Genomic DNA, 24676 nt, shown 5'->3' on the forward strand with positions numbered 1-24676 from the left:
CGCGTTGGCGCGTTGGCGCGTTGGCGCGTTGGCGCTTCAGTCCGAGAGGACGTCCAGCAGGCGGTCCACGTCCGCCTCCGTGTTGTACAGGTGGAACGAGGCCCGCAGGGCGCCCGCGCGGGCGGCGGTGGCCACTCCGGCGGCCAGCAGCTCCGCCTGGCGGTGCGCGAGGCCGGGGACGGAGACGATGGGGGCCGTGCCCGGTACGGGTTCGTGGCCGAGGCGGGCGAGACCGGCCCGGTAGCGGGCGGCCAGGGCGCTGTCGTGGGCGTGGACGGCGTCGATGCCGATCCGCTCCAGCAGCGCCAGGGACGGTTCGGCGGCGTGGTAGGCGAGGAAGGCCGGGGACTCGTCGAAGCGGCGGGCGCCGGGGGCCAGTTCGGGCATGGGGCCGTAGGTGGACTCCCAGATCGACGCGCCGGCCACCCAGCCGGCGTGCAGCGGGGTCAGTGTCGCCTCCGCCTCCTGCGAGACGGTCAGGTACGAGGCCCCGCGCCCGCCGAGCAGCCACTTGTACCCGGCCGTGACGGTGTAGTCGTAGGGCGTGGCGTCGAAGGGCAGCCAGCCCGCCGCCTGGGTGGCGTCCACGAGCATCCGGGCGCCGTGGGCGGTGGTCGCCGCGCGGACGGCGGCGAGGTCGGCCTCGCGTCCGTCGGCGGACTGTACGGCGCTCAGCGAGACCAGCGCGGTGTCCGGGCCGACGGCCTCCGCGATGGTCTCCAGCGGGGCGAAGCGGACCTTGAGGTCGCCGCGCACCACGAAGGGGTTCATGACGGAGGCGAAGTCGCCCTCGGGGACGAGGACTTCGGCGCCGGGCGGCAGCGCCGCCGCGACCAGGCCGACGTGGGTGGCCACGGTCGAGCCGACGGCGACCCGGGACGGGTCGACGCCGACCAGCCGGGCGAAGGAGTCCCGTACCCGGTTCACGCGGTCGAAGTCCCCGAATCCGGCGGCGATCCCGGCCCCCGCCGCCTCGGCCAGCGCGCGTACCTCGGCGACGGCGGCGCGCGGCAGGACGCCGCAGGTGGCGGTGTTCAGGTAGGTGGTCGAATGCGCGAACTCGGCACGGGACACGTCGGACAGCGAGAGATCCATGGCCTCAACTCTGGGCCACGAACGTCTCCCCGTCCATTGTCAATTCTCCTGTCGCCGCCCCAAGGAAGCCTTATGGAGCGGTGGGGACGGCGCAGGCGCCGTCGGGGGTGCAGGCGTCGGCCGCCGGGGCCGGCTCGGGGACCTCGCGGCCGGCCCAGGCCTGTTCCAGGGCCTGCGTGAACACCTCGGCCGGCTGGCCTCCGGAGATTCCGTAGCGGCGGTCGAGGACGAAGAACGGGACGGCGTTGGCGCCGAGTTCGGCCGCCTCGCGCTCGTCGGCGCGGACCTCGTCGGCGTAGGCGGAGTCATCGGCGAGGACCGTACGGACCTCGGTCTCCTCCAGGCCGGCCTCGACGGCGAGCGTCACCAGCACCTCGGGGTCGAAGACGGAGCGCTCCTCGGCGAAGTTGGCGCGGAAGACGAGGTCGAGCAGTTCCTCCTGGCGGCCCCGGGCGGCGGCGAGGTGCAGCAGGCGGTGGATGTCGAAGGTGTTGCCGTGGTCGCGTCCCTCGATCCGGTACTCCAGGCCGTCGGCGCGCGCGGCGGCGGCCACGTGCTCCTCCATGCCGCGCGCCTCGTCGAGGGTGCGGCCGTACTTCTTGGCGAGCATGTCGACGACGGGTGCGGTGACGCCCTTGGGGCCGTGCGGGTCGAGCTCGAAGGAACGGAAGACGACCTCGATCTCGTCACGGTGCGCGAAATCGGCCAGCCCCTTGGTGAAACGGGCCTTGCCGATGTAGCACCACGGGCAGGCGATGTCGCTCCAGATCTCGACGCGCATGTTCCTTCTTCTCTCCGGTTCGCGGACTGAACGATTGAAAGCGTACGGTTTTCGCTTCAACCATCCGTCCCAACCACCCGCCGGTGCGTCCCATTCCCGTCCCGTTCCCGGACGTCAGGGGGTGGGTGTGCGCTCCGCCACCCGGAGCCACAGGGTGAGGTGGGAGCCGGAGGGGGTGGTGTCCGGGTCGGGGCGCCAGCCGTGGGAGGCGTAGAAGGCCTGGGCGCGGAGGTTGTGCTCGTAGACCTCCAGGCGGACGCGGTCGACGCCCGCACGGCGCCAGGCGTCGAGGCACGCGGCGTGCAGGGCGGCGCCGGTGCCCTGGCGCCAGTGGTCGGGGTCGACGTGGAGCTGGGTGAGGGTGGTCAGGCCGTCGGCGGTGAGGAAGGCCGCCACGCCCGTGACCCGGCCGTCCCGCTCGGCGCAGAACACCGCGCCCTCGCTCGCGTCCCGGGCCACGGCCCGGGACCAGCCCTCGCGGTAGCGGGCGATCTCCACCGAGCCCGCGTGGGCGCCCTCGGCGAGGTGGCCCCGGTAGTAGGTGGCACGGGCGCGGGCGTGGAGGGCGGCGATGGCGTCGAGGTCGGAAGGCAGCGCGGTCCTGATCATGAGAAGGGGAACGCGCCGGAAACCCTGTTCGGTTCCCGGCGCGTCGGCCTCGCGGCAGCTGTGGCTACTTCTTCAGCCACGCCGCCATCATCTTCTGGGCGATCGGCGCGGCCAGCTTGCCGCCGCCGATCTCGGAGCGGTCGGTGTCCGAGTTCTCGATCATCACGGCCACGGCGATCTGCTTGCCACCGGCCTTGGCGTACGAGGTGAACCAGGCGAGCGGCGGGATGTTGTTGTCCACGCCGCGCTGGGCGGTGCCCGTCTTGCCGCCCACCTCGGCGCCCGGCACCTGGGCGGGCTTGCCGCCGCCCTCGGTGGCGACCGTGCGCATGGCGTCCTGGAGCATCGAGGCGGTCTTCGCGTCCATGACCTGCTGCGACTTCGGGTCCTTGAAGCTCTCCAGCACGTTCCCGTCGGCGTCGGTCACCTCGGAGACCATGTGCGGGGCGACCAGCTTGCCGCCGTTCTCGATGGCGGCGGTCACCATGGCCATCTGGAGCGGGGTCGCCTGGACGTCGAACTGGCCGATACCGGTCTGCGCGACCTGGTCGACGGACAGCTTCTTCGACGGGTACTTGCTGGGCGGGTTGGTGCGGACCGGGGTGTCGATCTGCGTGTTGAAGCCGAGCTTCTCGGCCATCGCCCGCATCTTGTCCTGGCCCAGCTTGGAGGCCAGTTCCGCGAAGACGTTGTTGCAGGACAGCTTGAGGGCGGTGCGGGCCGAGACGTTGTTGCAGGCCGCGTCGCCCGCCTCGCTGGGCAGCTTCGTGCGGGTGCCGGGGATCGTGTACGGGGCCGCGATGCCGGTCTGCGCGTCGATGCTGGTGACGAGGCCGTTCTCGATGGCCGCCGCCAGGGTGACCAGCTTGAACGTGGAGCCGGGTGCCTGCGGCTTGCGCAGCGCCACGTTCTCCATGGCCTTGCCCTTGTCGGCCGACAGTTCCTGCCAGGCGGCGGCGTCGTTGGCGCCGGCGATGCGGCCCGGGTCGTAGGAGGGGTTGTTGACGACGCCGAGGATCGCGCCGGTCGCCGGGTCGATGGCCACGGCCGCGCCCTGCTTGCCGTCGAGGGCGTCGTAGGCGGCCTTCTGTACGTCCTTGTCGATGGTGGTCAGCACGTTGCCCGGGTCGGCGCGCTTGTTGGTGAGGGTGTCCATGATCGTCTTCAGCCGGCTGTCGGAGCCGTTGAGGATGTTCTTGTAGACGCCCTCCAGCATGCTCGTGCCGTAGGCCTGGGAGCTGTAGCCGGTGATCGGCGCGTAGAGGGGGCCGTCGACGTAGGTCCGCTTGTACCCGAAGTCCTTGCCGCCCGTCTTCGTGGAACCGGTGATCGCCTCCCCGCCCACGATGATGTTCCCCAACGGGTTCTCGTACTGCCCGATGAGGTTGCGCCGGTTGTTCTTGTCGTCTGCGAGGGCCTGGCCTTGATATGCCTGCACCCAGGTCACCCGCACCATGAGGGCCAGCACCAGAAGCAGACAGAAGACCGACGCACGCCTGATCGTCTTGTTCATCCCCCAGAAGGACGCGTCAGCGACCCCGGACGTTCCGCTCTGCCCCGATTGTGTCCGGCTTCTCAGCTTTTCTTCAGGATGAAGCCTCCCTCGTAGGCGGCGATGACGGCCTGGGTGCGGTCCCGTGAGCCCGTCTTGGCGAGGACGCCCGCCACGTGCGTCTTGATCGTCTGCGGGCCGACGCCGAGGCGCTCGCCGATCTCCTGGTTGGTGAGCCCGTTGGCCATGAGGCGCAGGACCTCCGCCTCGCGCTCGGTGAGCCGGCCGGCCCAAGGCGGGGCGGCCGGCCGCGTGGCCGCCGCGTGGGCGGCGGCCAGGGAGCGGACGGCCGCCGGGAAGAGCAGCGAGTCGCCCCGGGCGACGAGCCGGATCGCGCCGATCAGCTCGTCGGGGTCGGCCCGCTTGAGGAGGAACCCGCAGGCGCCGGCGCGCAGCGCGTCGTAGACGTAGGCGTCGTTCTCGAAGGTGGTGACGACGACGATCCGCGGCGGGTCGGCCATGGACCTCAGGATCTGCTCGGTGGCCCGGATGCCGTCGATCTCGGGCATCCGGACGTCCATCAGGACGACGTCGGGGGCGAGGGCGCGGACGACCGAGACGGCCTCGGCGCCGGAGGCGGCCTCGCCGACGACCTCCAGATCGGCTTCGGCGTCGAGGATGACCCGCAGGGCGGTGCGGACCATCCGCTCGTCGTCGGCGACGACCACGCGCAGCGGCGGCCGGCTCATCGGACACCCCCGTCCGCGACAACGCCGGTGCCGCCGGTGTGGCCGGTGCTGCCGCTGTGGCCGGTGTGGCCCAGCGGCAGGACGGCGCGCAGCCGCCAGCCCCCTTCGTACGGCCCGGCCTCGATCCGGCCGCCGAGCAGGGCGGCCCGCTCGGCGGCGCCCTTCAGGCCGCGGCCACCGGTGCTGCGCTCCGCCCGCCCGTCGGGGCCGGGGCGGGAGGGCGCGGGCGGATTGGTCAACAGGATCTCCAGTTCTCGCTGTCCGTCGGTGGTGTGCAGCCGGATGTCCAGGGCGACCGGGCCGGCGCCGTGGCGCAGGGCGTTGCTCAGGCCCTCCTGGACGATGCGGTACGCCTCGCGGGAGGTGATCGCCGGGAGCTGTGACCAGTCCCCGAGTCGCCCCGGGTCCTGCCGGCAGGTGACGAGGGTGCCGCCTGCCCGGGTGCGGGCCAGGAGGCCGTCGAGGTCGGCGGCCAGGGTCGGAGCGGGTGCGGTGTCGGCGCGGTTCGGGTCGCCGTCACGCAGCAGGCCTAGCACGGCGTCCAGTTCGCCCACGGTGCGCCGGGTGGTGTCCTGGATCGCGGTGAGCGCCTCGCGGACGAACTCCGGGTCGCTGTCGAGCACCCGCCGGGCAGCCGCCGCCTGGAGGGTGACGGCGCTCAGCGCGTGCCCGACGGCGTCGTGCAACTCCCGCGCCAGCCGGTTGCGCACGGCCAGCTCGGCGGCCCGTTCCTCGGCGGCCGCGAGCCGGTCCGCCGCCGTCGGCCCGAGGAGTACGGGGGCCAGCCGGGCCAGTAGCATTCCGACCGCGCCGCAGCACAGGGCCAGCGCGACCAGCAGGCCCGCCCCGAGCATCGGGGCGACGACGGGCGCGGCCTCGGTGCTGAACCACCCGAAGCCGTACCGGGTCTCGCGCAGGGAGGGCACCAACGGCAGGGCGATCAACACGACCGCCATGGGCGGTATGGCGAGGCTCACCCCGCTGATCAGCGCCCCGACCCCCAGGTGGAGGGTCCACCAGGCCGAGGCGCGCCACCGGGCGGCCCACGAGCGGGCCGGCCCCTCGGCCAGCCGGTCCCCCGGCACCCCGCACAGGGGCCGCACCGCGGCCACCGACAGCGGCCTGACCAACCCGAACAGTCCGGTGACAGCCACCAGCGGCAGGGCCGCCGCATAGGCGACGAGGGTCAGCGGCAGGGAGTTCAGGACATCGGATCGGGTCGCCAGGGTGACGAAGACCTGACTGAGGAGGATGTAGGGCATCATCAGGGCCCCGCCGAGGACCAGGTGCACCCACCGCAGCCGGGCCTGTGCCCGGAACCAGGCCCGGGACCGGGCCCGGGGTGGTCGGAGGGTGTGAAGCAGCCGGCCGCCCCCGCTCATGTCCCGCGCTCCTCAGCCCGTGTGACGGGAGCGCAGGGACCGTATGAGGACGGTCGACGCGAGCAATCCCGTGATCGTCTGCCCAGCGTAGGTCAGGAACATCGCCGCGGTGACCTGCTCACCGGTACCCCCGTCCGGCGCGAGGACGGCCAGCATCAGCCAGGCGCCCCAGTTCAGTGCGGCGGCGGCGCAGATCCACGTGAGGGCCAGCGGCCGGCGGGCCGGCAGTCGGCCGCCCCGGGCCAACACCACCGCACCGACGGCGGCTCCGAGCACGCACAGCGCGTGCGTGGCCGACACCACGCCCGTCTCCGCCGAGTACACCGCTCCCCTCCCCGCGGGCAGCCCGGCGCCGCCCCCGAAGGCCCAGTACAGGTGTATCGCGCCCACCACCGCGCCCGTCACGGCCGCGACTCCCGCCACCACCCCCGTGGGAGACGGGAGCCGCCGGCCGAGCGCGCCCTGCCAGACGCCGCCCCAACGCTGTCGCGCGTAGGGGACGAACAGCCCTGCCAGGGCGAGACCTTGGACGATGAAGCCGCCGTACACGACGCCGTAGACCCACGGGTCGAGGAAGGGCTCCTGGGCGGCCCGCGCCGCCTCTCCCGCGCCCATTCCGAGGGCTCTCACGAGGAGTTGGGCCGGGAAGGCGACAGTGATCGGGGTGAGCAGTCCGGTGGCCACGAAGACCGGGAACGTGAGCAGCGGGGCCGGCACCCGCAGGCCCCAGGGGCGGGTCAGCACCAGCACGAGCAGGATCACGCAGGCATCCATCGCCAGCGTCACCGAGTTGGCCACGACGAAGAACGCTCCGGGCTCCAGCAGCACGCTGCCCGCCGGTATCCCGAGGTCGCTCCCGGCCAGCCAGGCCGCCTTGAGCGCCAGGTACGGCAGGGTGGCGGCCATGGCGGCGGCTCGCAGGACCCGCCGCCCCCTGCCGATCCGGGGAGCGGAGAGGGCCCTCGGGCGGGAGGCCGTGGTCGTCGTGCCGTAGGTGGGTCCGGTCGGGCCGGCGGAGTCCGTCAGGCCCTTCGAGGAGTCGCGTCGTGTGGTCATGTCCCCACGGTCCCGTGTCCGGCTCCGCGCCACCTCCCCCACGAAGGTGAACCGCCTCCCCCACGCGGGGGAGGAACCCCGACCCCGAGGAGGATCAGCGGCCCGCCCTCGGAGCTCACATCCTGCGCGTCACCACCGACAGCCGGTCGCGCGCCTCGAACAGCGCCGCCTTGATGGCCCGTTCGTGCTCCGGCGTCAGCCGCGCCACCGGCACCGAGCAGCTCACCGCGTCCCGCGCCGGCGTGCGGTAGGGGATGGCCACCCCGAAGCAGCGCAGCCCGAGCGTGTTCTCCTCCCGGTCCACGGCGTACCCCTGCTCCCGCACCAGCGCGAGTTCCTCCACCAACCGCTCCCGGTCGGTGATCGTGTGCTCCGTGACCGCCTCCAGCCGCTTCGGCAACAGCCCGCGCACCTCCTCGTCGGTGTGCGTGGCCAGCAACGCCTTGCCGAGCGCGGTGGAGTGGACCGGCAGCCGCCGCCCGACGCGGGTGAAGGGGCGCAGGTAGTGCCGGGAGGGTCGGGTGGCGAGGTAGACGACGCTCGTCCCGTCCAGCCGGGCCAGGTGGATGGTCTCGGTGGTGTCGTCGGAGAGCCGGTCCAGGGTGGGTCGGGCGGCGGCGACGACCTCGTCCCCGTCGATGTACGAGCTGCCGACCAGCAGGGCCCGTACGCCGATGCCGTACCGCGTGCCGGTGGCGTCCGTCTCCACCCACCCCAGGTTCACCAGGGTCCGCAGGAGCATGTACAGGCTCGACTTGGGCAGGGAGAGGTCGCTCTGGATGTCGGCGAGGCTGTGCAGACCGGGCCGCGCCGCGAAGTGTTCCAGCAGCAGGACCGTGCGCACCGCCGACTTCACCGGCGCGGCCGTCAGCGGCCCGCCGCTCTCCGCGCCGCTCTCCGCGCCGGCCTCTCCACCGGCCCCGGGGACGTCAGGGCCCCCGGCCTGGACTGTGGTCATACGACTGCTTCCCCTCTGGTCGGCCGTATCGCCTCTTGTCACGCGGTGGACGCGGAAATAAAGTCCGCAGCAGCAGTGATCATTCATCCACCGGAACGGCGTTCAGAATACTGAACGATCCAGGAGGTAGCGGGCCATGACAACGACCCCAGTCTGGAGTGTGGACCCCCGCACCGGGAAGCAGCGCGAACAGGTTGCGGCGGAGGCCACACACCGGGAGGTGGACCTGGCTGTACGCGCCGCCCACGCCGCCCGTACGGCGCTCGCCCCGGCCGCCGTCCGTGCCGCGTTCCTGCGGACCGCCGCCGACCTGCTCGACGGGGCCGCCGCCCGGATCGTGGAGAGCGCGGACGCCGAGACCGCGCTCGGCCCCGGCCGGCTGACCGGGGAACTCGCCCGCACGACCGGCCAGCTGCGCGCCTTCGCCGGGGCCGTCGAGGAGGGCGCGTACCTCGACATCCGCATCGACCGCGCCGACCCCTCCCTCAGCCCGCCCCGCCCCGAACTGCGCCGCTACAAGGTGCCGCTCGGCGTGGTCGCCGTCTACGCCGCCTCCAACTTCCCCCTGGCCTTCTCCGTGCCCGGCGGCGACACCGCCAGCGCCCTCGCGGCGGGCTGCCCGGTGGTCGTCAAGGCCCACCCCGACCACCCGGCCACCTCCGAGCTGTGCGCCGCGCTGCTGCGCAGGGCCGCCGAGGAGAGCGGGCTGCCGGCCGACGTGGTGTCGGTGGTGCACGGTTTCGACGCCGGGCTGGAGCTGATCCGCCACCCGCTCGTCACCGCCGCCGGGTTCACCGGTTCCATCCGGGGCGGCCGCGCCCTGTTCGACGCCGCCGCCGCCCGACCCGTACCGATCCCCTTCCACGGGGAGCTGGGCTCCCTCAACCCCGTCGTGGTCACTCCGGCGGCGGCGGCCGAGCGCGCCGAGGAGATCGGATCCGGGCTCGCGGGCTCGGTCACCCTGGGCGTCGGCCAGTTCTGCGTCAAGCCGGGCCTGGTCCTGGTCCCGGCCGGCCCGGACGGGGACGGCCTCGTGACCGCCCTGGTCAAGGGCCTGGCCGACGTGGAACCGGGCGTCCTCCTCGACCACCGCATGCGGGACGCGTACGTCGCGGGGACCCGCGAGCGCGCCGCGCTGCCCGGCGTGAGCACCCCCGTCGCCCCCGGCGCGCAGGGGGAGCACTCGGTCGGGGCGGGCTTCCTGACCGTCGAGGCCGCGCGCCTGCTGGAGGGGGGCCCGTACGAGGTGCTCCTGGAGGAGTGCTTCGGCCCCGTCACCGTCGTGGTCCGCTACGCCGACCAGGGCGAGGCGGCCGCGGTGCTGGGCCGGCTCGGCGGGAACCTGAGCGCCACCCTCCAGCTGTCGGCCGCCGAGACCGAGGGCGCCCCGGGACCGGCCGCCGAGCTGATCGGGCTGGTCACGGCGCTGGCGGGACGGATCGTGGTCAACGGCTGGCCGACCGGCGTGGCCGTGGCCCCGGCCCAGCACCACGGCGGGCCCTACCCGGCGGCCACCTCCCATTCGACGTCGGTCGGCGGCACCGCGATCGAGCGCTGGCTGCGCCCGGTGGCCTATCAGTCGGTCCCCGACGCCCTGCTCCCGCCGGAACTGCGCGAGGCCAACCCGCTGGGCCTGCCCCGCCGCGTGACGGGCCCGGCGTCCGGCTGACCGGCCTGGTGATCAGTCCGCCCGCTACGACGTAATCGCGTTGCCTGCCCCGTGCCCGGCGGGGCAGGCTGCGCCTCATGCCGAGACCACACGGGTTCACGTACGAGGTACGCAGCGACCAGACCGTCGTCATCACGCACCGGGGCCGTGCGGCGGGCACCCTGCGCGGGGGCCGGGCCGCCACGTTCCTGGCGGAGGTGGAGGCGGGTGACGCGCAGCTCGTGATGGCCCGCTGGACCGGCGCCTACAAGTTCGGCAACGAGCGGGTGGCCCGCAACCATCCGCGCAACCGGCGCTGAGCCGTCCCGCGCGAACCGCCTGCCGGAGCCTCCCGCGCGACCCTCCCCGAGAATCTTTCGGCGAGGGTAAGGGAACGGCAAAGCGGGTCCGGTCGTTCTCGGTGCATGACCGCTATGACCCCTGGTTCCAACCTGCCGCTCAACACCGTCCGTGTGACGGTAGAGGTGGCCGCCCCGGTGCGGCTCGACGTCTCGGGCCTGCTCCTGACGGCCGACGGCAAGGTGCGTTCCGACGCCGACTTCATCTTCTACAACCAGCCGTCCGGCCCGGGTGTCACCTACCGGTCCGGTGGTGGATCGGCGCCCGACGCGATCACCGTCGACACCGCCGCGCTGCCGCCCGGCATCGAGCGCATCGTGGTCACGGCCAGCCCCGACGCCGCCGGGCAGAGCTTCCAGGGCGTCGAGCCCACCGCCACCGTGCGGGACGCGGTCGGCGGCTCGGTGATCGCCACGTTCACCCCGCCCCGGCTCGGCACCGAGACGGCGCTCGTCGTCGTCGAGATCTACCAGCGCGGCGGCGCGTGGAAGGTCCGCGCGGTCGGCCAGGGGTACGCCAACGGGCTCGCCGGCATCGCCACCGACTTCGGCGTCTCCGTGGAGGAGGAACCGCCCGCGGCGGCTCCGGCAAGCATCCCGGCCGCTCCCGTGAGCACCCCGGCGGCGCCCCCCGCGCCCCCCATGCCCCCGGCCGCCCCGCCCGCCGCGCCCCTCGGCGCGGGGAAGATCAACCTGGACAAGGGCCGCGTCAACCTCCAGAAGAACCAGACGGTCTCCCTGGTCAAGGGCGGCCGCCCGCTGCTCTCGCAGGTCAAGATGGGCCTCGGCTGGGAGCCCGCCTTCCGCGGCCGCGCCATCGACCTCGACGCCTCCGTCATCGCCTACGGCCCCCAGCGCAACCACATCGACAGCTGCTACTTCAACAAACTGTCCATCCTGAACGGCTCCATCAAGCACTCCGGCGACAACCTGACGGGCGAGGGCGCCGGGGACGACGAAGTGATCGTCGTGGACCTCGGCCGGCTGCCCGCCGAGGCCACGGGCCTGGTCTTCACGGTGAACTCCTTCTCCGGCCAGAAGTTCACCGAGGTCGCCAAGGCCTACTGCCGGCTCATCGACGCGGCCAGCGGCGAGGAGCTGGTCCGCTTCGACCTCACGAGCGCCGAGCCGCAGACCGGCGTCATGATGGCGAAGCTGATCAAGCAGTTCTCCGGCGAGTGGGAGATGACGGCGATGGGCGAGTTTGTGAAGTCGCGCACAGTGCGCGGCATGGTCAAGCCCGCTTCGCAGGCACTCTGAGCAGGTGGGCGGGCACATGCCGGCGCCGGCGCGTCCGTATCGGGTGACGGATGCCACCCGTAATCCGGGGGTGGCTGTCAGTGCCCGCCCTTAGCCTGGAAACCATGCAGAACACACTCCGACCCGCGGGTCCCGCTCGCCCGTCCGCCGCAGAGGCGAACGAGGCGATCCGGCACCTGGTCGAGACCGGTGTGGACGGCGAGTGGCCCTCGCAGGCGTACGAGTTCCTGCTGGAGGAGTGGACCGCGGCCTCCCGAGCGGAGTTCGCCGCGGCCCAGTAGGCCTCCTGGACCGACAGCCCTTCCCGGACCGACAGCCCTCCTGGGCCGGTGGCCTCCCGGCCCGGTGGGCCCGCCGGCTCAGCGGCCGCGCCGCCAGGGGCCGGTGATGGCCAGCATGATGCCCGGCTCCTGGAGGTTGGCGTACAGGGTGCGCCCGTCGGGGGAGAAGCAGACGCCGGTGAACTCGGCGTACTCGGGCTCTTCCTCGGTGCCGATGTTCAGCTCGTTACGGGCCAGCGGGTAGACCCTGCCCGACGCGGTGGCCCCGAACAGGTGCTGGACGCCCTCGCCGTCCTCGGCGATGACGAGGCCCCCGTACGGCGAGACCGTGATGTTGTCGGGGCCGTCGTAGCCGCCGTCCTTCGACGGGTCGGCGTTCACCCCGATCAGCACGACGAGCCGGACCGTGCGCCGCTTGGGGTCGTAGAACCACACCTGGCCGTCGTGCGCGGCGCCCGGACTCTCGGAGCGCGCGTAGGAGGAGACGAAGTAGGCGCCGCCATCGCCCCACCACATGCCCTCCAGCTTGCGCCCCCGGGTCACGGCGCCGGCCGCGAACTGCTTGCGCACGGGCAACGTGCGGGCGTCGCGGTCCGTGACCTCCACCCAGTCGACCCCGTAGACGGTGCCGATCTTCGTCGCGCGCGAGAGGTCGTCGACGAACCGGCCCGCGCTGTCGAAGCACTTCGCGGCGGCGAGCACCCCCGCGTCGGCGGCGAGGCCGCGCAGCCGGGCGCGCCCGTGGCGGAAGCCCTGGGGCGGGGTCCAGCGGTACAGCAGCCCGTTGGGACCGGACGCGTCCTCCGTGAGGTAGGCGTGACCGTGGTGCGGGTCGATGACGACGGCCTCGTGGGCGTAGCGCCCGAACGCCTTGATGGGCTTCGGGTCGCGGTTGGCCCGGCGGTCGTGGGGGTCGACCTCGAAGACGTAGCCGTGGTCCTTGGTCATGCCGTTCTTGCCGGCGAGGTCCTCGGTCTCCTCGCAGGTCAGCCAGGTGCCCCACGGGGTCGAGCCGCCCGCGCAGTTGGTCGACGTACCGGCGATGCCCACCCATTCGGCGACCTCGCCGCCGCGCCGGACCTCGACGACCGTGCAACCGCCGGAGGCGGCCGGGTCGTAGACGAGGCCCTCGGTGAGCGGGACCGGGTGCTTCCAGCCGGAGCGCGGCCCCTTCAGCTCGTGGTTGTTGACGAGGAGGGTGACGCCGCGGTGGCCCTCGAAGGCGGCGGTGCCGTCGTGGTGGGAGGGGGTGCTCTCGCCGCTGTCGAGGGTGGTGACGCCGCTGTGGGTGATCACGCGGTACGAGAACCCGGCGGGCAGCGCGAGCAGTCCGGCCGGATCCGCGATCAGCGGACCGTAGCCGGGGCCGTGGGGGCGGCGTTCGGCGGAGGCGGCGTCCGGGCCGTCCACGGCGGGGACGTCATCGGCCGCCAGGGCGCCGGGGGCGGTGGCGAGCGCGCCGACCGTCCCGGTGAGCGCGACTCCCGCACCGGCGATGACGGTGCGGGAGGTGAAGTCTCTGCGACTGAGGGGCATCGGGTCTCCTGGAGTGGGGAGGGGTGCGCCTGACATGCGGTCGTCGGCGCACACGCTACTCCTGACCCGGAAGGGCACCCGGAAGGGCATGTGACCGGGTGGCCCGCAAGCCCCGGTCCCGGCCCTTCCCGGCCGTGCCCCCTCCGTCAGGGCCGCCGGGAGCGTGCCTTGAAGGCCGCCTTGCGCGCCTCCTTCGAGGCCTTCTTGTCCGGGTGCAGCCGTCCCATGGCCTCCAGCACGTACGCCGTCGCGGGGTGCTCGACCCGCCAGACCTTCTCGAAGAACCCGGTGTGGTTCTCCGTCAGCCCGCGCATCAGCAGCGGCAGTTCCTCGGTGTCCCCGTCCGCCGCGAGCTGCGCCGCGAGCGTGTCCACCGTCAGCCAGAACACCATCTCCCCGTCCGGCACCGGTACGTCGCCCACCCCGTGCTCCGCCAGCCACACCCGGGCGAGCCCGCCGAGTTCCGGGTCGTCCAGGACCGCGCGCACCGCCGGCTCGGCCTCCCGCCCGGCGGGGGCCAGGGCCTGCTGGCAGCGCAGCCGGCGCAGCGGGGCGCCCTCGTCGTCGCCCCGGGCGGCGGCCAGCAGTTCGGTCACGGCGGCCGGCAGCTCCCGGCCGGCGAGCCACTGCTCGATCTCGGCCTGCGCCGCGCGCTCGGGGTAGGCGGAGACGGCGTCGAGGAGGGTGTCGGCGCCCTTGTCGGCCAGTTCCCCGATGGCGGGGGCCTCGACGCCGGCCTCCAGCATCCGGGCGCGTACGCCGTACAGGCCGAGCGGGGTCAGGCGGACCATCCCGTACCGGGACACGTCCTCGTCCTCCGCGCCGGCGCGGTCGGCGGCGGCGAACTCCTCGTCGTCCGCCTCGGCCATCAGCTCCTCGTCCACGGGCTGGTACTCGACCAGGCCGATGGGCTCCAGCTGCCGGAACTGGTCGTCGAGGCGCATCATCGCGTCGGAGACCTGTTCCAGGACGGCGTCGGTGGGGTCGCCCATGTCGTCGGGGACGATCATCGAGGCGGCGAGCACCGGCAGCGGTACGGGCCCCTCGCCCGCGCCGCCCTCGGAGACGGTGAGCAGGTAGAGGTTGGCGAGGACGCCGTCGAGGAAGTCGGCCTCGCGCTGCGGGTTCCAGTCGAGCCGGTCGAAGTCGATCTCGCCGCCCGCGTCGAGCGCGTCCACGAGGTCGTCCAGGTCGGGTACGGCGGCGTCCGCGAGGACGGTGTCCAGGGCGGCGAGCCACAGGTCGAGCACGTCGCCGGGGGCCCCGCCGGCCACCAGCGCGAGGTCCTCGCCGGGGGTGGCGGTGCCGTACTCGGGCTCCTCGCCCTCGGCGCCGTCGCCGGCGTCCTCCTCGGGTTCGGTCACGTCGACCAGGCCGGTGTCCACGGCGACCCGCCAGGCCTGACTCGCGTACACCGGGCTGTCCTCGTCCCGCTCGTCGAGGTCGAGGACGGTGACGGCCCCGGCGAGCTGGTCGGCGACGAGTTCACCGCCGACGTCGACGCGGGTGTCGGGTCCGGCCCAGCGGGCGAGGCGTACGGCGCGGGCGAACAGCGGGGCGACGAGGGCGTCGCGGGCCAGCTCCGCATCGGAGTGCAGCCGTACCGGCGGCAGCGTGGGGCGCGGCTCTGCGGACATGGGGTGGTTCTCCTCGGACGGAACGCCTGGGCGGCGGAACGGTACGGCGGTGAAGCGGTCTTGAACGGTACGGCGATGGAAACGGTACGGCGGTGAAGCGGTGCGGCGGTGAAGCGGTGCGGAACGGTGCGCGCCCCGGGGTGACGGCGATCGAGTGACGGCGATCGAGTGGTCAGGCCGGGTGCGGCCACCCAGCGTAGACGCATTTCGGGCAGGGCCGGCGGGTCATCTCCGTTGGTTCATCCCACAGTCGGCTCCCGTATTCCCTGGAGGCCTTGACAACGTCGCTGCTCACCCAGGAAATTGACGCGCGTAGACATACCGAGCCCTCAGGCTCGCCCCCCTCCTCCACACACCGGAGTCCCCGCCCATGCGCTCTTCGCATCCCCGTTCCGCCGCCGTCGCGGCCCTCGTCGCCACCGCGCTGGCCACCGGCCTGCTCGCGGGTTCCGCCGGCGCGGCCGAAGGCGTCGTGTCCGCCGATCCGATACGCATCCACGACATTCAGGGCACCACCCGGATATCCCCCTTCAACGGCAAGCAGGTCGCCGACGTCGAGGGCATCGTCACCGGCGTGCGCACCTACGGCTCGCGCGGCTTCTGGATCCAGGACCCGGACGCCGACGACAACGCCGCCACCAGCGAGGGCGTGTTCGTCTTCACCGGCTCTGTCCCGACCGTCGCCGTCGGCGACGCCGTGAAGGTCTCCGGCACGGTCGGCGAGTACGTCCCCGGCGGGGTCAAGTCCGGCAACCAGTCCGTCACCCAGATCTCCAAGCCCACCGTGACCGTGGTCTCCTCCGGCAACGCGCTGCCCGAGGCCACCGCCGTGAACGAGTACACCGTCCCGGCCGCGTACGCCCCGGCGGGCGACCCGGCGGCCGAGGGCAGCATCAACGGCCTGACCCTGGAGCCCTCCCGCTACGCCCTGGACTACTACGAGTCCCTGGAGGGCATGAACGTCAAGATCGGCACCTCCCGCGTGGTCGGCGCCACCGACCCGTACTCGGAGCTGTGGGTCACGGTCAAGGGCTGGGAGAACGCCGCGAAGCGCGGCGGCACCGTCTACGGTTCCTACGAGTCCCAGAACACCGGCCGGCTCCAGATCCAGCAGCTCGCCCCGACCGCGCAGCAGCCCTTCCCCGTCGCCAACGTCGGCGACAAGCTGACCGGTACCACCGAAGGCCCGCTGGACTTCAACCAGTTCGGCGGCTACACGCTGGTGGCGCGCACCCTGGGCACGGTCAAGGCGGGCACCCTCGCCCCCGAGAAGACGAAGGCGCAGGCGGCGCACGAGCTCGCGGTGGCCACGTACAACGTCGAGAACCTCGACCCGACGGACCCGCAGGAGAAGTTCGACAACCTGGCCAAGGCCGTCGTCGAGAACCTCGCCTCCCCCGACATCCTCGCCCTGGAGGAGATCCAGGACGACAACGGCGCCAAGAACGACGGCACCGTCTCGGCCGAGCAGACGCTGACCAAGTTCACGGCGGCGATCGCGGCGGCGGGCGGCCCGGCCTACCAGTGGCGCACGATCAACCCCGAGGACAAGAAGGACGGTGGCGAGCCCGGCGGCAACATCCGTCAGGTCTTCCTCTTCAACCCGGCGCGCGTCTCCTTCACCGAGCGGGCCCCGGGTGACGCGAATACGGCGACCGGTGTCGTCAAGGAGCAGGGCAAGGCCGCGCTGACCCACTCCCCCGGCCGGATCGACCCGGCGAACCCGGCGTGGGTCGACAGCCGCAAGCCGCTCGCGGGCGAGTTCGTCTTCCGCGGCAAGACGGTCTTCGTGATCGCCAACCACTTCGGTTCCAAGGGCGGCGACGAGGGCCTGACCTCGCACCACCAGCCGCCGGTCCGCTCCTCGGAGGCCAAGCGGCTGCTCCAGGCGCAGGCGGTGAACGGTTTCGTCAAGGACATCCTGGCGGTCGAGAAGAACGCGAACGTCCTGGTCCTCGGCGACATCAACGACTTCGAGTTCTCGGCGACGACGGACGCGCTGGCGGCCGACGGCGCCCTGTACCCGGCGATCAAGTCGCTGCCGAAGGCGGAACGTTACTCCTACGTCTTCCAGGGCAACGCGCAGGTGCTGGACCAGATCCTGACGAGCCCGGCGATCAAGAACTTCACGTACGACAGCGTCCACATCAACGCGGAGTTCGCGGCGCAGAACAGCGACCACGACCCGCAGGTGCTGCGCTTCCGCCCGTAGTCCCCCAAGCCCCAGGGGGCCCGCCCGCCGTCCCGGACGGGCCCCCTGGCACACTCCGCGCCATGATGCTGCGCACCGCCACCCGCCGGGACCTGCCCGCCGTCCTCGCCCTGCTCGCCGACGAGGAACGGGTCGTGGACCCGGCATCGGTCGTTCCCGGCCCCCGGCACGAGCGGGCCTTCGCCGCCATCGAGGCGGACCCGCGCAACGAGATGCTGGTCCTCACGTCGGACTCCGGCGCCGACGCGGCCCTGATTCTGGGCTGCGTCCAGCTCACGTACATCCCGGGCCTGGGCCAGGAGGGCCGGGAACGGGTGCTGGTGGAGGCGGTACGCGTCCGCGCGGACCGGCGCGGCGAGGGGCTGGGGGCCCGGCTGATGGAGCTGGTGGTGGACCGGGCCCGCGCCCGTGACTGCGGCCTCGTCCAACTGACCAGCAACAAGCGTCGCACCGCCGCGCACCGCTTCTACGAGCGCCTCGGTTTCACGCGCAGCCACGAGGGCTTCAAGCTGCGCCTGTGAGCGCGGTCGGGGAGCCGCGAGGCCGAGGTGGGGGACTTTTGGCCCTGGCGTGACCCTGGACACATCCGTGCCGAATTCGTCCGGTTCTGGTGTTGAGTGTCTGCACGCCCGATCCCTCGCTTTGTCCCGTACCGGCCCGTTCCGCTCGCCCTCCCGGGAGGACCGCGTGTTCCCCTCCATTTCCCTCGCCCAGGAAATCGGCCTCGTCGTCCTGTGCGCGGCCGCGCTCGTCTCGGTCGTCGGCCTCGGCCACATGCTGTGGGACAGCCGCTTCCACCACCCGGAGCCGGGCGCCTACGAGGGCATGCCGGTCATCCCGACCCAGCGCACGGCGGCGGCGCACCCGATGGAGTCGGTCGAGCTGACGGAGGCGGAACGGGAGGCCTTCGCGGGCCTGATCCGCTCGATCCCCCTGCGCTGACGCCACCCCGGCATCCGCGCACGCACGCGAGAGCACACACGCGAAAGCGCGTACGCGAACGCCCCCCAACCCGTCGTCCGGGGTGGGGGGCGTCGCGCGTACCGGCCCGTGCGGGTCAGTTGTGGCTGTGCAGGACCTCGTTCAGGCCGCCCCAGTTCGCCTTGTACGGGCGGGCCTCGACGGTGCCGGTGACCGAGTTGCGGCGGAAGAGGATGTTGTCGGCGCCGGACAGTTCCAGCGCCTTGACGATCTGACCGTCCGGCAGGGTGACCCGGGTGCCCGCGGTGACGTAGAGGCCGGCCTCGACGACGCACTCGTCGCCCAGCGCGATGCCCACGCCCGCCTCGGCGCCGACGAGGGTGCGCTCGCCGATCGAGATGATCTGCTTGCCGCCGCCCGAGAGGGTGCCCATCGTGGAGGCGCCGCCGCCGATGTCGGAGCCGTCGCCGACGACGACGCCGGCCGAGATGCGGCCCTCGACCATGGAGGTGCCGAGGGTGCCGGCGTTGAAGTTGACGAAGCCCTCGTGCATGACGGTGGTGCCCTCGGCGAGGTGCGCGCCGAGGCGGACGCGGTCGGCGTCGGCGATGCGCACGCCCTTGGGGGCGACGTAGTCGGTCATGCGCGGGAACTTGTCGATCGAGGTGACCTGGAGGTGCAGGCCCTCGGCGCGGGCGTTCAGGCGGACGGTCTCGACCTGGTCGACGGCGACCGGGCCCAGGGAGGTCCAGGCGACGTTGGCGAGGAGGCCGAAGACGCCGTCCAGGTTCTGGCCGTGCGGCTTGACCAGGCGGTGGCTCAGCAGGTGCAGGCGCAGGTACGCGTCGTGCGCGTCGAGCGGCTTGTCGTCCAGCGAGGCGATGACGGTGCGGACGGCTACGACCTCGACGCCGCGGACCGCGTCCGAGCGGATGGCCTTGGCGGCGCCGGCGCCGAGGAGCTCCACGGCCCGCTCGGCCGTGAGGCGCTCGGTGCCGGCCGGGCCGGGCTCGGAGACCAGCTCGGGGGCGGGGAACCAGGTGTCGAGGACGGTGCCGTCGGGGGTGATGGTGGCAAGTCCGGCGGCGACGGCGCCGGTGGTACGCGTAGCAGTCATGCCCGAAACCTAACCGGCGACGGCCCGTGGTCGCGAACCGGTCTCATGTGCCGGTCCCGCCGGCTTTCGCTCCGCCGTACGGGACTCCCGCCGCGACAGGGCCAGGACGACGCCCCCCGCGCCCGCCGCGAGCAGCGCGCACAACGGCCACAGCAGGCCCGGCGCGGCCGCGTACAGCGCTCCGCCCAGGGGCGGGCCGAGGACGACCCCGCTGACGGAGACCCCGGCATAGAGGCTCTGGAAGCGCCCGACGGCGTGCTCGGGGGCCTGGTCCGCCACGTAGGCGGTGGCGGTGGTCTTGTACAGGATCTCGCCGAGACTCAGGAGCACCATCATCGCGACGGCGGTGGCGACCCCCGCACCCGCGATCAGCGCCGCGTACCCGGCTCCGACCAGCACCAGCCCGCTCCCGATCACCGCCAGCGGGGGCCTGGCGCGCAGGGCGACGGCGGCGGGCAGCTCCAGCAGCAGGATCACGGCGCCGTTGAGGGCGATGACCAGGCCGAAGGCGCGTACGTCGAGCCCGTGGTCGGCGAGGAAGACCGGGAAGACGGAGTACTGCTGGCGGTAGACCACGTCCACGACGAGGATCGCGGCGAGCAGCACCGGTACGGCGGGCCGCGCGCGCAGCGCCGCGAGGAGCCCGCCGCCCCCACCTGGTTCCTCGTCCCCGCCGGCGGCCCGGCGGGCGGCGCCGCGGGCGGGGACGACGCGGGCGGTCCAGAAGGCGAAGAAGAGGGTGCCGACCCCGTCGGCGACGAAGAGCCAGTCGTACGAGAGCCCGGCGGCGACCAGCGCCCCGAGCGGCGGCCCGAGGGTGAAGCCACCGTTGGACACGCACCGCACGACGGCGAAGGCCTGCCGGCGCGCGCCCTCGGGGACGGTGACCGCCACCAGCGCGGAGTTCGCGGCGCGCACCACCCCGGACGCGTACTGGGCCAGCGGCAGGGCCGCGTAGAGCAGCGGCGTCGGCAGCAGCGGGAAGCTCGTCAGGGTCAGTCCGCCGAGCGCCGAGGCGGCGAGCAGGACGCGGCGGTGGCCGAACCGGTCCCCGTACCAGCCGCCCGTGAAGTTGCCCGCGACCAGGCCGATGCCGCCGATGCCGGTGACCACGCCCGCCTGCGCGGCGCCGAGGCCGCGCGGGCCGGTCAGGTAGAGGAAGACGAAGACGAAGGTGAAGCTGACGACGGCGTTGACGAAAACCCCCGCGGCCAGCAGCCACACGACCCTCGGTATGTCCTTGAACCCCTGCATGTCCTTGAACCCTTGCCGCACACCCGTGTCCCCCGCGTCCTTCGCAGTGAGTTCCCTTTGGGAACGGACTATGTCAGCATGACAGCCTGGGGTCAACGGACAAAGGAGTGCCATGGCCCAGCGCAACCGACTCGGCGAGGCGGACTGCTCCATCGCCCAGGCCCTCGACGTCGTGGGCGACTGGTGGACGCTGCTGATCGTGCGCGACACCGCGCGCGGCCTGTCCCGCTTCGACGAGCTCCAGCGCGAACTCGGCGTGTCCCGCAAGGTGCTCGCCGAGCGGCTGAAACTGCTGGTCGAGGCCGGGGTGCTGACGCGCGAGCCGTACCAGGAGCGTCCGGTGCGGCACGCCTACCGGCTGACCCCGCGCGGGCGGGGGCTGCTGCCGGTCCTGGTGGCCCTCCAGGACTGGGGTGACACCTGGGTCCTGGGAGACGGAGAGATGACGGCGACGACGGACGAGTCCTCGAAGGAGGCGGTACGGGTCCACGCGCTGCGCGGCGCCCGACTGCCCGAGCTGCTCCTGCCGGACCGTTTCGGCGAACTGCGCGACCCGGTGGCGGACACGCCGTTCACCGTCCTGTACTGCTTCCCGGGCGCGTACGCACGGGCAGCGTCCTACCCGCCCGGCTGGGCGGAGATCCCCGGCGCGCGGGGCTGTACGTTCGAGTCGTGCACCTACCGCGACCAGCTCGCGGAGTTCACCGCGGCCGGCGCCACCGTGCACGGGATCTCCACCCAGCGCCCGGACGAGCAGCGGGAGTTCGCGGAGAAGGAGGGGCTGCGCTTCCCGTTGCTGTCGGACGCGGGACTGGACCTGGTGACGGCGCTGCGGCTGCCGACGTTCCGCGCGGCCGGGGTGAGCCGGCTCAAGCGGTTGACGCTGGTCGTGGACCGGGAGCGGACGGTGCGCGAGGTGCTCTACCCGATCCGGGACGTCGAGGCGAGCGTGACGGCGGCCCTGGCGGCGGTGCGGGCCGCGCACTGAGCCCGGTCGGGCCGGCCCGTCAGGCCCGACCGGCCCCGGTCAGGCGTTCGCGAGCACCCGCCCCAGGACCTCCCGCGCGTACGCCTCCTCGTACGGGGCGTCCGTGAGCAGCACCTGAAGGCTGATCCCGTCCATCACGGCCACCAGCGCCCGCGCCGTCACAGGGTCGGCGTACGGCTCCAGGAGCTTCGCCACCGCCTCGTGCCACCGGGCCGCGACCGGCCGCAGCGCGGGCCGTCGCAGGGCGGCGAGGTAGAGCTCGTACTCCAGCTCGGCCCGGCCCCGGTCCGCCGTCAGCATCTCCCGCAGCAGCCGCGCGAGGGCGCCGGCGAGGTCTTCTCCGGCGTGGAGCACGAGCGGCGGGGCGTAGGCCTCGCTCGCCTGGTTCAGGGCGGCGACGAGGAGTTCGTCGAGGGTCGTGAAGTGGTAGGTGGTCGAGCCCAGCGGCACGTCCGCCTCCGCCGCCACGCTGCGGTGGCTCAGCCCGGCGATGCCCCGCGCGGCGACCACGCGCATCGCCGCGTCGATGATCCGCTGCCGGCGGTCGGGGTCGTAGCGGCGCGCGCCGGGGGCCATCAGTGGGTCGCCCCGCCCAGGTTGAGCAGGACCACACCGGCGATGACCAGCGCGATTCCGGCGATCTTCGCGGCGGTGGCGGCCTCGCCCAGGAAGACCATGCCGATCGCGGCGATGGCCGCGGTCCCGACGCCGGCCCAGATCGCGTATGCCGTGCCCACCGACATCGACTTCAGCGTCTGGGCGAGCAGCGTGAAGGCGATGGCGTAGCCGAGCAGCGTCCCCAGCGAGGGCCACAGCCTGGTGAAGCCGTCGCTGTACTTCATGGCGGTGGTTCCGGCGACCTCGGCGGCGATGGCCGCGGCAAGCAGTACGTAGGGCATGCGTACAACTGTACACATGCCCTACGTACACCTGTACGCATCGAGCCGCCCGCACGACGCCGCCCTTCCGGATCCCGGCCGTGTGCGGCGCCCGGACGTGCGGGGTCGCCGCCTCGGTCGGAGCGCCCGCGCTCGGGGCCCGCGTACGTCCTGCGGCTCGGGCTGGGTCCGCCGGCCTCGGGAAGGCCGCCGTCAGCGCAGGGTGAACCAGGCGGAGCGGGACTTCTTCCACTCCGGGTGCGCCAGGTCCTTGGCCTCGACGCCGTCGCCGTACAGGTCCGAGGCCCCGTTGTCGGTGATGAGCTGGACCCGGGCGCCACGCCCGCGCAGGTCGGGCACGGCCACGATGGACTCCCAGGCTCCGGGGTCGGTGGTCGGCAGGTCGGCGCGCTTGCGCGGCGCGTGACCGGGGACGCCGTCCCACTGGTAGAGGGCATAGGGGTCGGAGTCGTCGTCGGCGGCGCAGGAACCGGCCAGGATCAGGTAATGGTTCCGGGCGTTCTTCTTGATGTCGCGGACCGCGAGCCCGCCGAGGTCCATCTCGATCGGCTCGCCGAAGACGGGCTCCTCGCCGGCCGCGAGCACCTCGTCGAGGTTGGTGACGGGGACGAGCAGCGCCTTGCCGCCGGGCACGGCCGGCGCGAGCGGGGCGCGGAAGCCGACGTAGGCGGTGGTGGTGGAGCCGGGCGCGAACTCCAAACCCTCCACGTCGAACCCGTCGACGCGCCGGGGCACCTGGCCGGCGGCGGTGCCCGCGGCGAAGCCGTAGCGGTCGCCGTGCGCGGTGTCCCAGGCGATGAGGTCCTCGCGCAGACCCTGGTGGGCGGCGCCGAAGGTGATCTCCGTGGCGGCACCCGAGCCGGTCACACGGGTGGTGAGGACGGTGTCGCGATCCGCCTTGTACGTGCCGTCCTTGTCGTTGCCGAGCGAGCCCGTCCAGTAGATGGTGTCGCCGACGCGGGTGGCGGCCTCGATGTCGGCTTCCTTCCCGCTGCCGAGCGCGGGGCCGAGGTCCCAGGTCCTGACGGGTCCGCCCGAGCGGGAACGGTCGTACAGGCGCAGCACGTGGGACTCGTCGTCGGCCACCAGCGCGTGGCCGCCGCCGACGTCGACCGCCGCCGAGGCGTCGGAGGAGCCGGTCAGGTAGCGGGTGCCGAGGGAGTCGGCGACGCGCGCCGAGGCGGCGTAGGACAGGGTGGTCGTGGCGGTCTCGCCGCCGCGTCCGGTGACCTCGACGGTCAGGTCGGTGTAGCCGCGCCCGCGCGCCCGTACCGACAGCTCGCGGTCGCCGTCGGGCGTGCGCGTCTGCCGTACGTCGGCCACGTCCGCCACGGCCGGGTCGCTGGAGGCGACGACCCGCAGGCGCAGGAAGCCGTCCGGGACGCCGGCCTGCGTCACGTCCGCGGTGACGGTCGGGTCGTCGACGGCGCCGACCGCGCCGCCGAGCCGGACGGCGGACAGGGTGATCGTCGGGGTGGCGTAGCCACTCCCGTCGTCTGCGGGGGCGTCGTCTGCGGGGGCGGCGCGTGCGGGGGCGGTCAGCCCCACGACGAGCAGGGCCGCGAACAGGGCCGCGAACGCAGGGAGGGCCCCCGGCACGACCGTGCCGGGGGCCCTCTCCTTGACGTTTCCGTCAGACGTTGAAGCCGAGCGCGCGCAGCTGCTCACGGCCGTCGTCCGTGATCTTGTCCGGGCCCCACGGCGGCATCCAGACCCAGTTGATCCGAAGCTCGTTGACGATGCCCTCCGTCGCCGACTTCGCCTGGTCCTCGATGACGTCCGTCAGCGGGCAGGCCGCCGACGTCAGGGTCATGTCGAGGGTGGCGATGTTCGCGTCGTCGATGTGGATGCCGTAGATCAGGCCCAGGTTCACGACGTCGATGCCCAGCTCGGGGTCGACCACGTCGTAGAGGGCCTCGCGGACCTCTTCCTCGGTGGCCGGCTTGATCGACGCCTCGGGCGTCGCGTTCTCGGTCATGCCGTCTTCCTCTCCGCGTCGCCCAGTGCCTGGGCGGTCGCGTCCTTCCACGCCATCCAACTCAGCAGAGCACACTTCACGCGCGCCGGATACTTGGAGACACCGGCGAACGCGACCGCGTCCTCCAGCACCTCCTCCATGGCCTCATCGGGCTCTATCTTGCCCTTGGACTGCATCAGCTCCAGGAAGACCGCCTGGATCCTGCGCGCCTCGGCCAGCTCCTTGCCGACGAGCAGCTCGTTCAGCACGGAGGCGCTGGCCTGGCTGATGGAGCAGCCCTGGCCCTCGTAGGAGACGTCGGTGAGCGTCTCCCCGTCGTACTTCACGCGCAGCGTGATCTCGTCGCCGCACGTCGGATTGACGTGGTGCACCTCGGCGTCACCCTCGCGCAGGCCACGCCCGTGCGGGTGCTTGTAGTGGTCCAGGATCAGCTCCTGGTACATCGAATCCAGCTTCACAGCGTC

The 24676-nt window shown here is 73.0% G+C and carries 25 protein-coding genes; 8 read left to right on the plus strand and 17 right to left on the minus strand.

Annotated features, from left to right (window positions below; translation table 11 throughout):
• Window positions 1-36: 36 nt before the first annotated feature.
• From M4D82_RS08575 to M4D82_RS08610, 8 genes are all read right to left on the minus strand, one after another.
• On the minus strand, window positions 37-1095 hold the full coding sequence (locus M4D82_RS08575; RefSeq protein WP_249765465.1) for an aminotransferase class V-fold PLP-dependent enzyme: 1059 nt from the start codon (window positions 1093-1095) through the stop codon (window positions 37-39).
• A gap of 70 nt (window positions 1096-1165) precedes the next feature.
• Window positions 1166-1876, minus strand: coding sequence for a DsbA family oxidoreductase (locus tag M4D82_RS08580; RefSeq protein ID WP_249765466.1), 711 nt, complete (start codon window positions 1874-1876; stop codon window positions 1166-1168).
• A 114-nt stretch (window positions 1877-1990) separates the two neighbouring features.
• On the minus strand, window positions 1991-2485 hold the full coding sequence (locus M4D82_RS08585) for a GNAT family N-acetyltransferase (protein WP_249765467.1): 495 nt from the start codon (window positions 2483-2485) through the stop codon (window positions 1991-1993).
• A gap of 64 nt (window positions 2486-2549) precedes the next feature.
• Window positions 2550-3998, minus strand: coding sequence for a peptidoglycan D,D-transpeptidase FtsI family protein (locus M4D82_RS08590; protein ID WP_249765468.1), 1449 nt, complete (start codon window positions 3996-3998; stop codon window positions 2550-2552).
• A gap of 62 nt (window positions 3999-4060) precedes the next feature.
• A complete protein-coding gene (locus tag M4D82_RS08595) occupies window positions 4061-4726 on the minus strand; it encodes a response regulator transcription factor (protein ID WP_249765469.1) in 666 nt (221 codons plus the stop codon).
• Window positions 4723-6108 carry a sensor histidine kinase gene (locus tag M4D82_RS08600; protein ID WP_249765470.1) on the minus strand — a complete coding sequence of 462 codons (1386 nt, stop codon included), beginning with the start codon at window positions 6106-6108 and terminating at the stop codon, window positions 4723-4725. The genes M4D82_RS08595 and M4D82_RS08600 overlap by 4 nt, the downstream gene beginning before the upstream one ends.
• Before the next feature lie 12 nt (window positions 6109-6120).
• Window positions 6121-7164 (minus strand): hypothetical protein, encoded by a 1044-nt coding sequence (locus M4D82_RS08605; RefSeq protein ID WP_249765471.1) that lies wholly within the window; start codon window positions 7162-7164, stop codon window positions 6121-6123.
• A gap of 115 nt (window positions 7165-7279) precedes the next feature.
• Window positions 7280-8122, minus strand: coding sequence for an IclR family transcriptional regulator (locus M4D82_RS08610; protein ID WP_249765472.1), 843 nt, complete (start codon window positions 8120-8122; stop codon window positions 7280-7282).
• A 136-nt stretch (window positions 8123-8258) separates the two neighbouring features.
• Between M4D82_RS08610 and M4D82_RS08615 the strand changes: the two genes are divergently transcribed.
• The 4 genes from M4D82_RS08615 (at window position 8259) to M4D82_RS08630 (ending at window position 11670) form a co-directional block, all read left to right on the plus strand.
• Complete coding sequence (locus M4D82_RS08615) at window positions 8259-9791, plus strand: aldehyde dehydrogenase (NADP(+)) (RefSeq protein ID WP_249765473.1); 1533 nt, start codon at window positions 8259-8261, stop codon at window positions 9789-9791.
• A 77-nt stretch (window positions 9792-9868) separates the two neighbouring features.
• A complete protein-coding gene (locus tag M4D82_RS08620; protein ID WP_249765474.1) occupies window positions 9869-10090 on the plus strand; it encodes a hypothetical protein in 222 nt (73 codons plus the stop codon).
• A 105-nt stretch (window positions 10091-10195) separates the two neighbouring features.
• Window positions 10196-11389 (plus strand): TerD family protein, encoded by a 1194-nt coding sequence (locus M4D82_RS08625; protein ID WP_249765475.1) that lies wholly within the window; start codon window positions 10196-10198, stop codon window positions 11387-11389.
• A gap of 104 nt (window positions 11390-11493) precedes the next feature.
• A complete protein-coding gene (locus tag M4D82_RS08630; RefSeq protein ID WP_249765476.1) occupies window positions 11494-11670 on the plus strand; it encodes a hypothetical protein in 177 nt (58 codons plus the stop codon).
• A 78-nt stretch (window positions 11671-11748) separates the two neighbouring features.
• Here the strand turns inward: M4D82_RS08630 and M4D82_RS08635 are convergent, their stop codons facing one another.
• Complete coding sequence (locus M4D82_RS08635; protein ID WP_249765477.1) at window positions 11749-13206, minus strand: alkaline phosphatase PhoX; 1458 nt, start codon at window positions 13204-13206, stop codon at window positions 11749-11751.
• Between the two features lie 146 nt (window positions 13207-13352).
• On the minus strand, window positions 13353-14843 hold the full coding sequence (locus M4D82_RS08640; RefSeq protein ID WP_249765478.1) for a hypothetical protein: 1491 nt from the start codon (window positions 14841-14843) through the stop codon (window positions 13353-13355).
• Window positions 14844-15213: 370 nt separating this feature from the next.
• Here M4D82_RS08640 and M4D82_RS08645 point away from each other — a divergent pair, with 370 nt between their 5' ends.
• The 3 genes from M4D82_RS08645 (at window position 15214) to M4D82_RS08655 (ending at window position 17997) form a co-directional block, all read left to right on the plus strand.
• Window positions 15214-17055: a DUF8508 domain-containing protein gene (locus tag M4D82_RS08645; RefSeq protein WP_249765479.1), complete on the plus strand. Its 1842-nt coding sequence runs from the start codon at window positions 15214-15216 to the stop codon at window positions 17053-17055.
• A 62-nt stretch (window positions 17056-17117) separates the two neighbouring features.
• A complete protein-coding gene (locus tag M4D82_RS08650; RefSeq protein WP_249765480.1) occupies window positions 17118-17576 on the plus strand; it encodes a GNAT family N-acetyltransferase in 459 nt (152 codons plus the stop codon).
• Window positions 17577-17742: 166 nt separating this feature from the next.
• The gene (locus M4D82_RS08655; protein WP_249765481.1) at window positions 17743-17997 is read left to right on the plus strand and encodes a hypothetical protein; all 255 of its coding nucleotides are present in this window, start codon (window positions 17743-17745) and stop codon (window positions 17995-17997) included.
• A gap of 115 nt (window positions 17998-18112) precedes the next feature.
• On the opposite strand, the gene dapD is transcribed toward M4D82_RS08655, so the two are convergent.
• A complete protein-coding gene (gene dapD / locus M4D82_RS08660) occupies window positions 18113-19093 on the minus strand; it encodes a 2,3,4,5-tetrahydropyridine-2,6-dicarboxylate N-succinyltransferase (RefSeq protein WP_249765482.1) in 981 nt (326 codons plus the stop codon).
• Between the two features lie 9 nt (window positions 19094-19102).
• On the minus strand, window positions 19103-20500 hold the full coding sequence (locus M4D82_RS08665) for an MFS transporter (RefSeq protein ID WP_349637053.1): 1398 nt from the start codon (window positions 20498-20500) through the stop codon (window positions 19103-19105).
• Here M4D82_RS08665 and M4D82_RS08670 point away from each other — a divergent pair.
• Complete coding sequence (locus M4D82_RS08670; RefSeq protein WP_249765484.1) at window positions 20460-21335, plus strand: winged helix-turn-helix transcriptional regulator; 876 nt, start codon at window positions 20460-20462, stop codon at window positions 21333-21335. The genes M4D82_RS08665 and M4D82_RS08670 overlap by 41 nt on opposite strands.
• 39 nt (window positions 21336-21374) lie before the next feature.
• On the opposite strand, the gene M4D82_RS08675 is transcribed toward M4D82_RS08670, so the two are convergent.
• The 5 genes from M4D82_RS08675 to sufU form a co-directional block, all read right to left on the minus strand.
• On the minus strand, window positions 21375-21911 hold the full coding sequence (locus tag M4D82_RS08675) for a TetR/AcrR family transcriptional regulator (RefSeq protein ID WP_249765485.1): 537 nt from the start codon (window positions 21909-21911) through the stop codon (window positions 21375-21377).
• Window positions 21911-22234 carry a DMT family transporter gene (locus tag M4D82_RS08680; protein WP_249765486.1) on the minus strand — a complete coding sequence of 108 codons (324 nt, stop codon included), beginning with the start codon at window positions 22232-22234 and terminating at the stop codon, window positions 21911-21913. The genes M4D82_RS08675 and M4D82_RS08680 overlap by 1 nt, the downstream gene beginning before the upstream one ends.
• 192 nt (window positions 22235-22426) lie before the next feature.
• Window positions 22427-23833 (minus strand): hypothetical protein, encoded by a 1407-nt coding sequence (locus tag M4D82_RS08685; RefSeq protein WP_502989056.1) that lies wholly within the window; start codon window positions 23831-23833, stop codon window positions 22427-22429.
• A gap of 34 nt (window positions 23834-23867) precedes the next feature.
• Entirely contained in the window at window positions 23868-24212 is a 345-nt protein-coding gene (locus tag M4D82_RS08690) for a metal-sulfur cluster assembly factor (RefSeq protein WP_007263433.1), read from the minus strand.
• Window positions 24209-24670, minus strand: a complete 462-nt coding sequence (sufU, locus tag M4D82_RS08695) for a Fe-S cluster assembly sulfur transfer protein SufU (RefSeq protein ID WP_249765487.1) — start codon at window positions 24668-24670, stop codon at window positions 24209-24211. The genes M4D82_RS08690 and sufU overlap by 4 nt, the downstream gene beginning before the upstream one ends.
• Window positions 24671-24676 lie beyond the last annotated feature (6 nt).

Source organism: Streptomyces sp. RerS4 (assembly GCF_023515955.1).
In the GTDB taxonomy this organism is placed as follows: Bacteria; Actinomycetota; Actinomycetes; order Streptomycetales; family Streptomycetaceae; genus Streptomyces.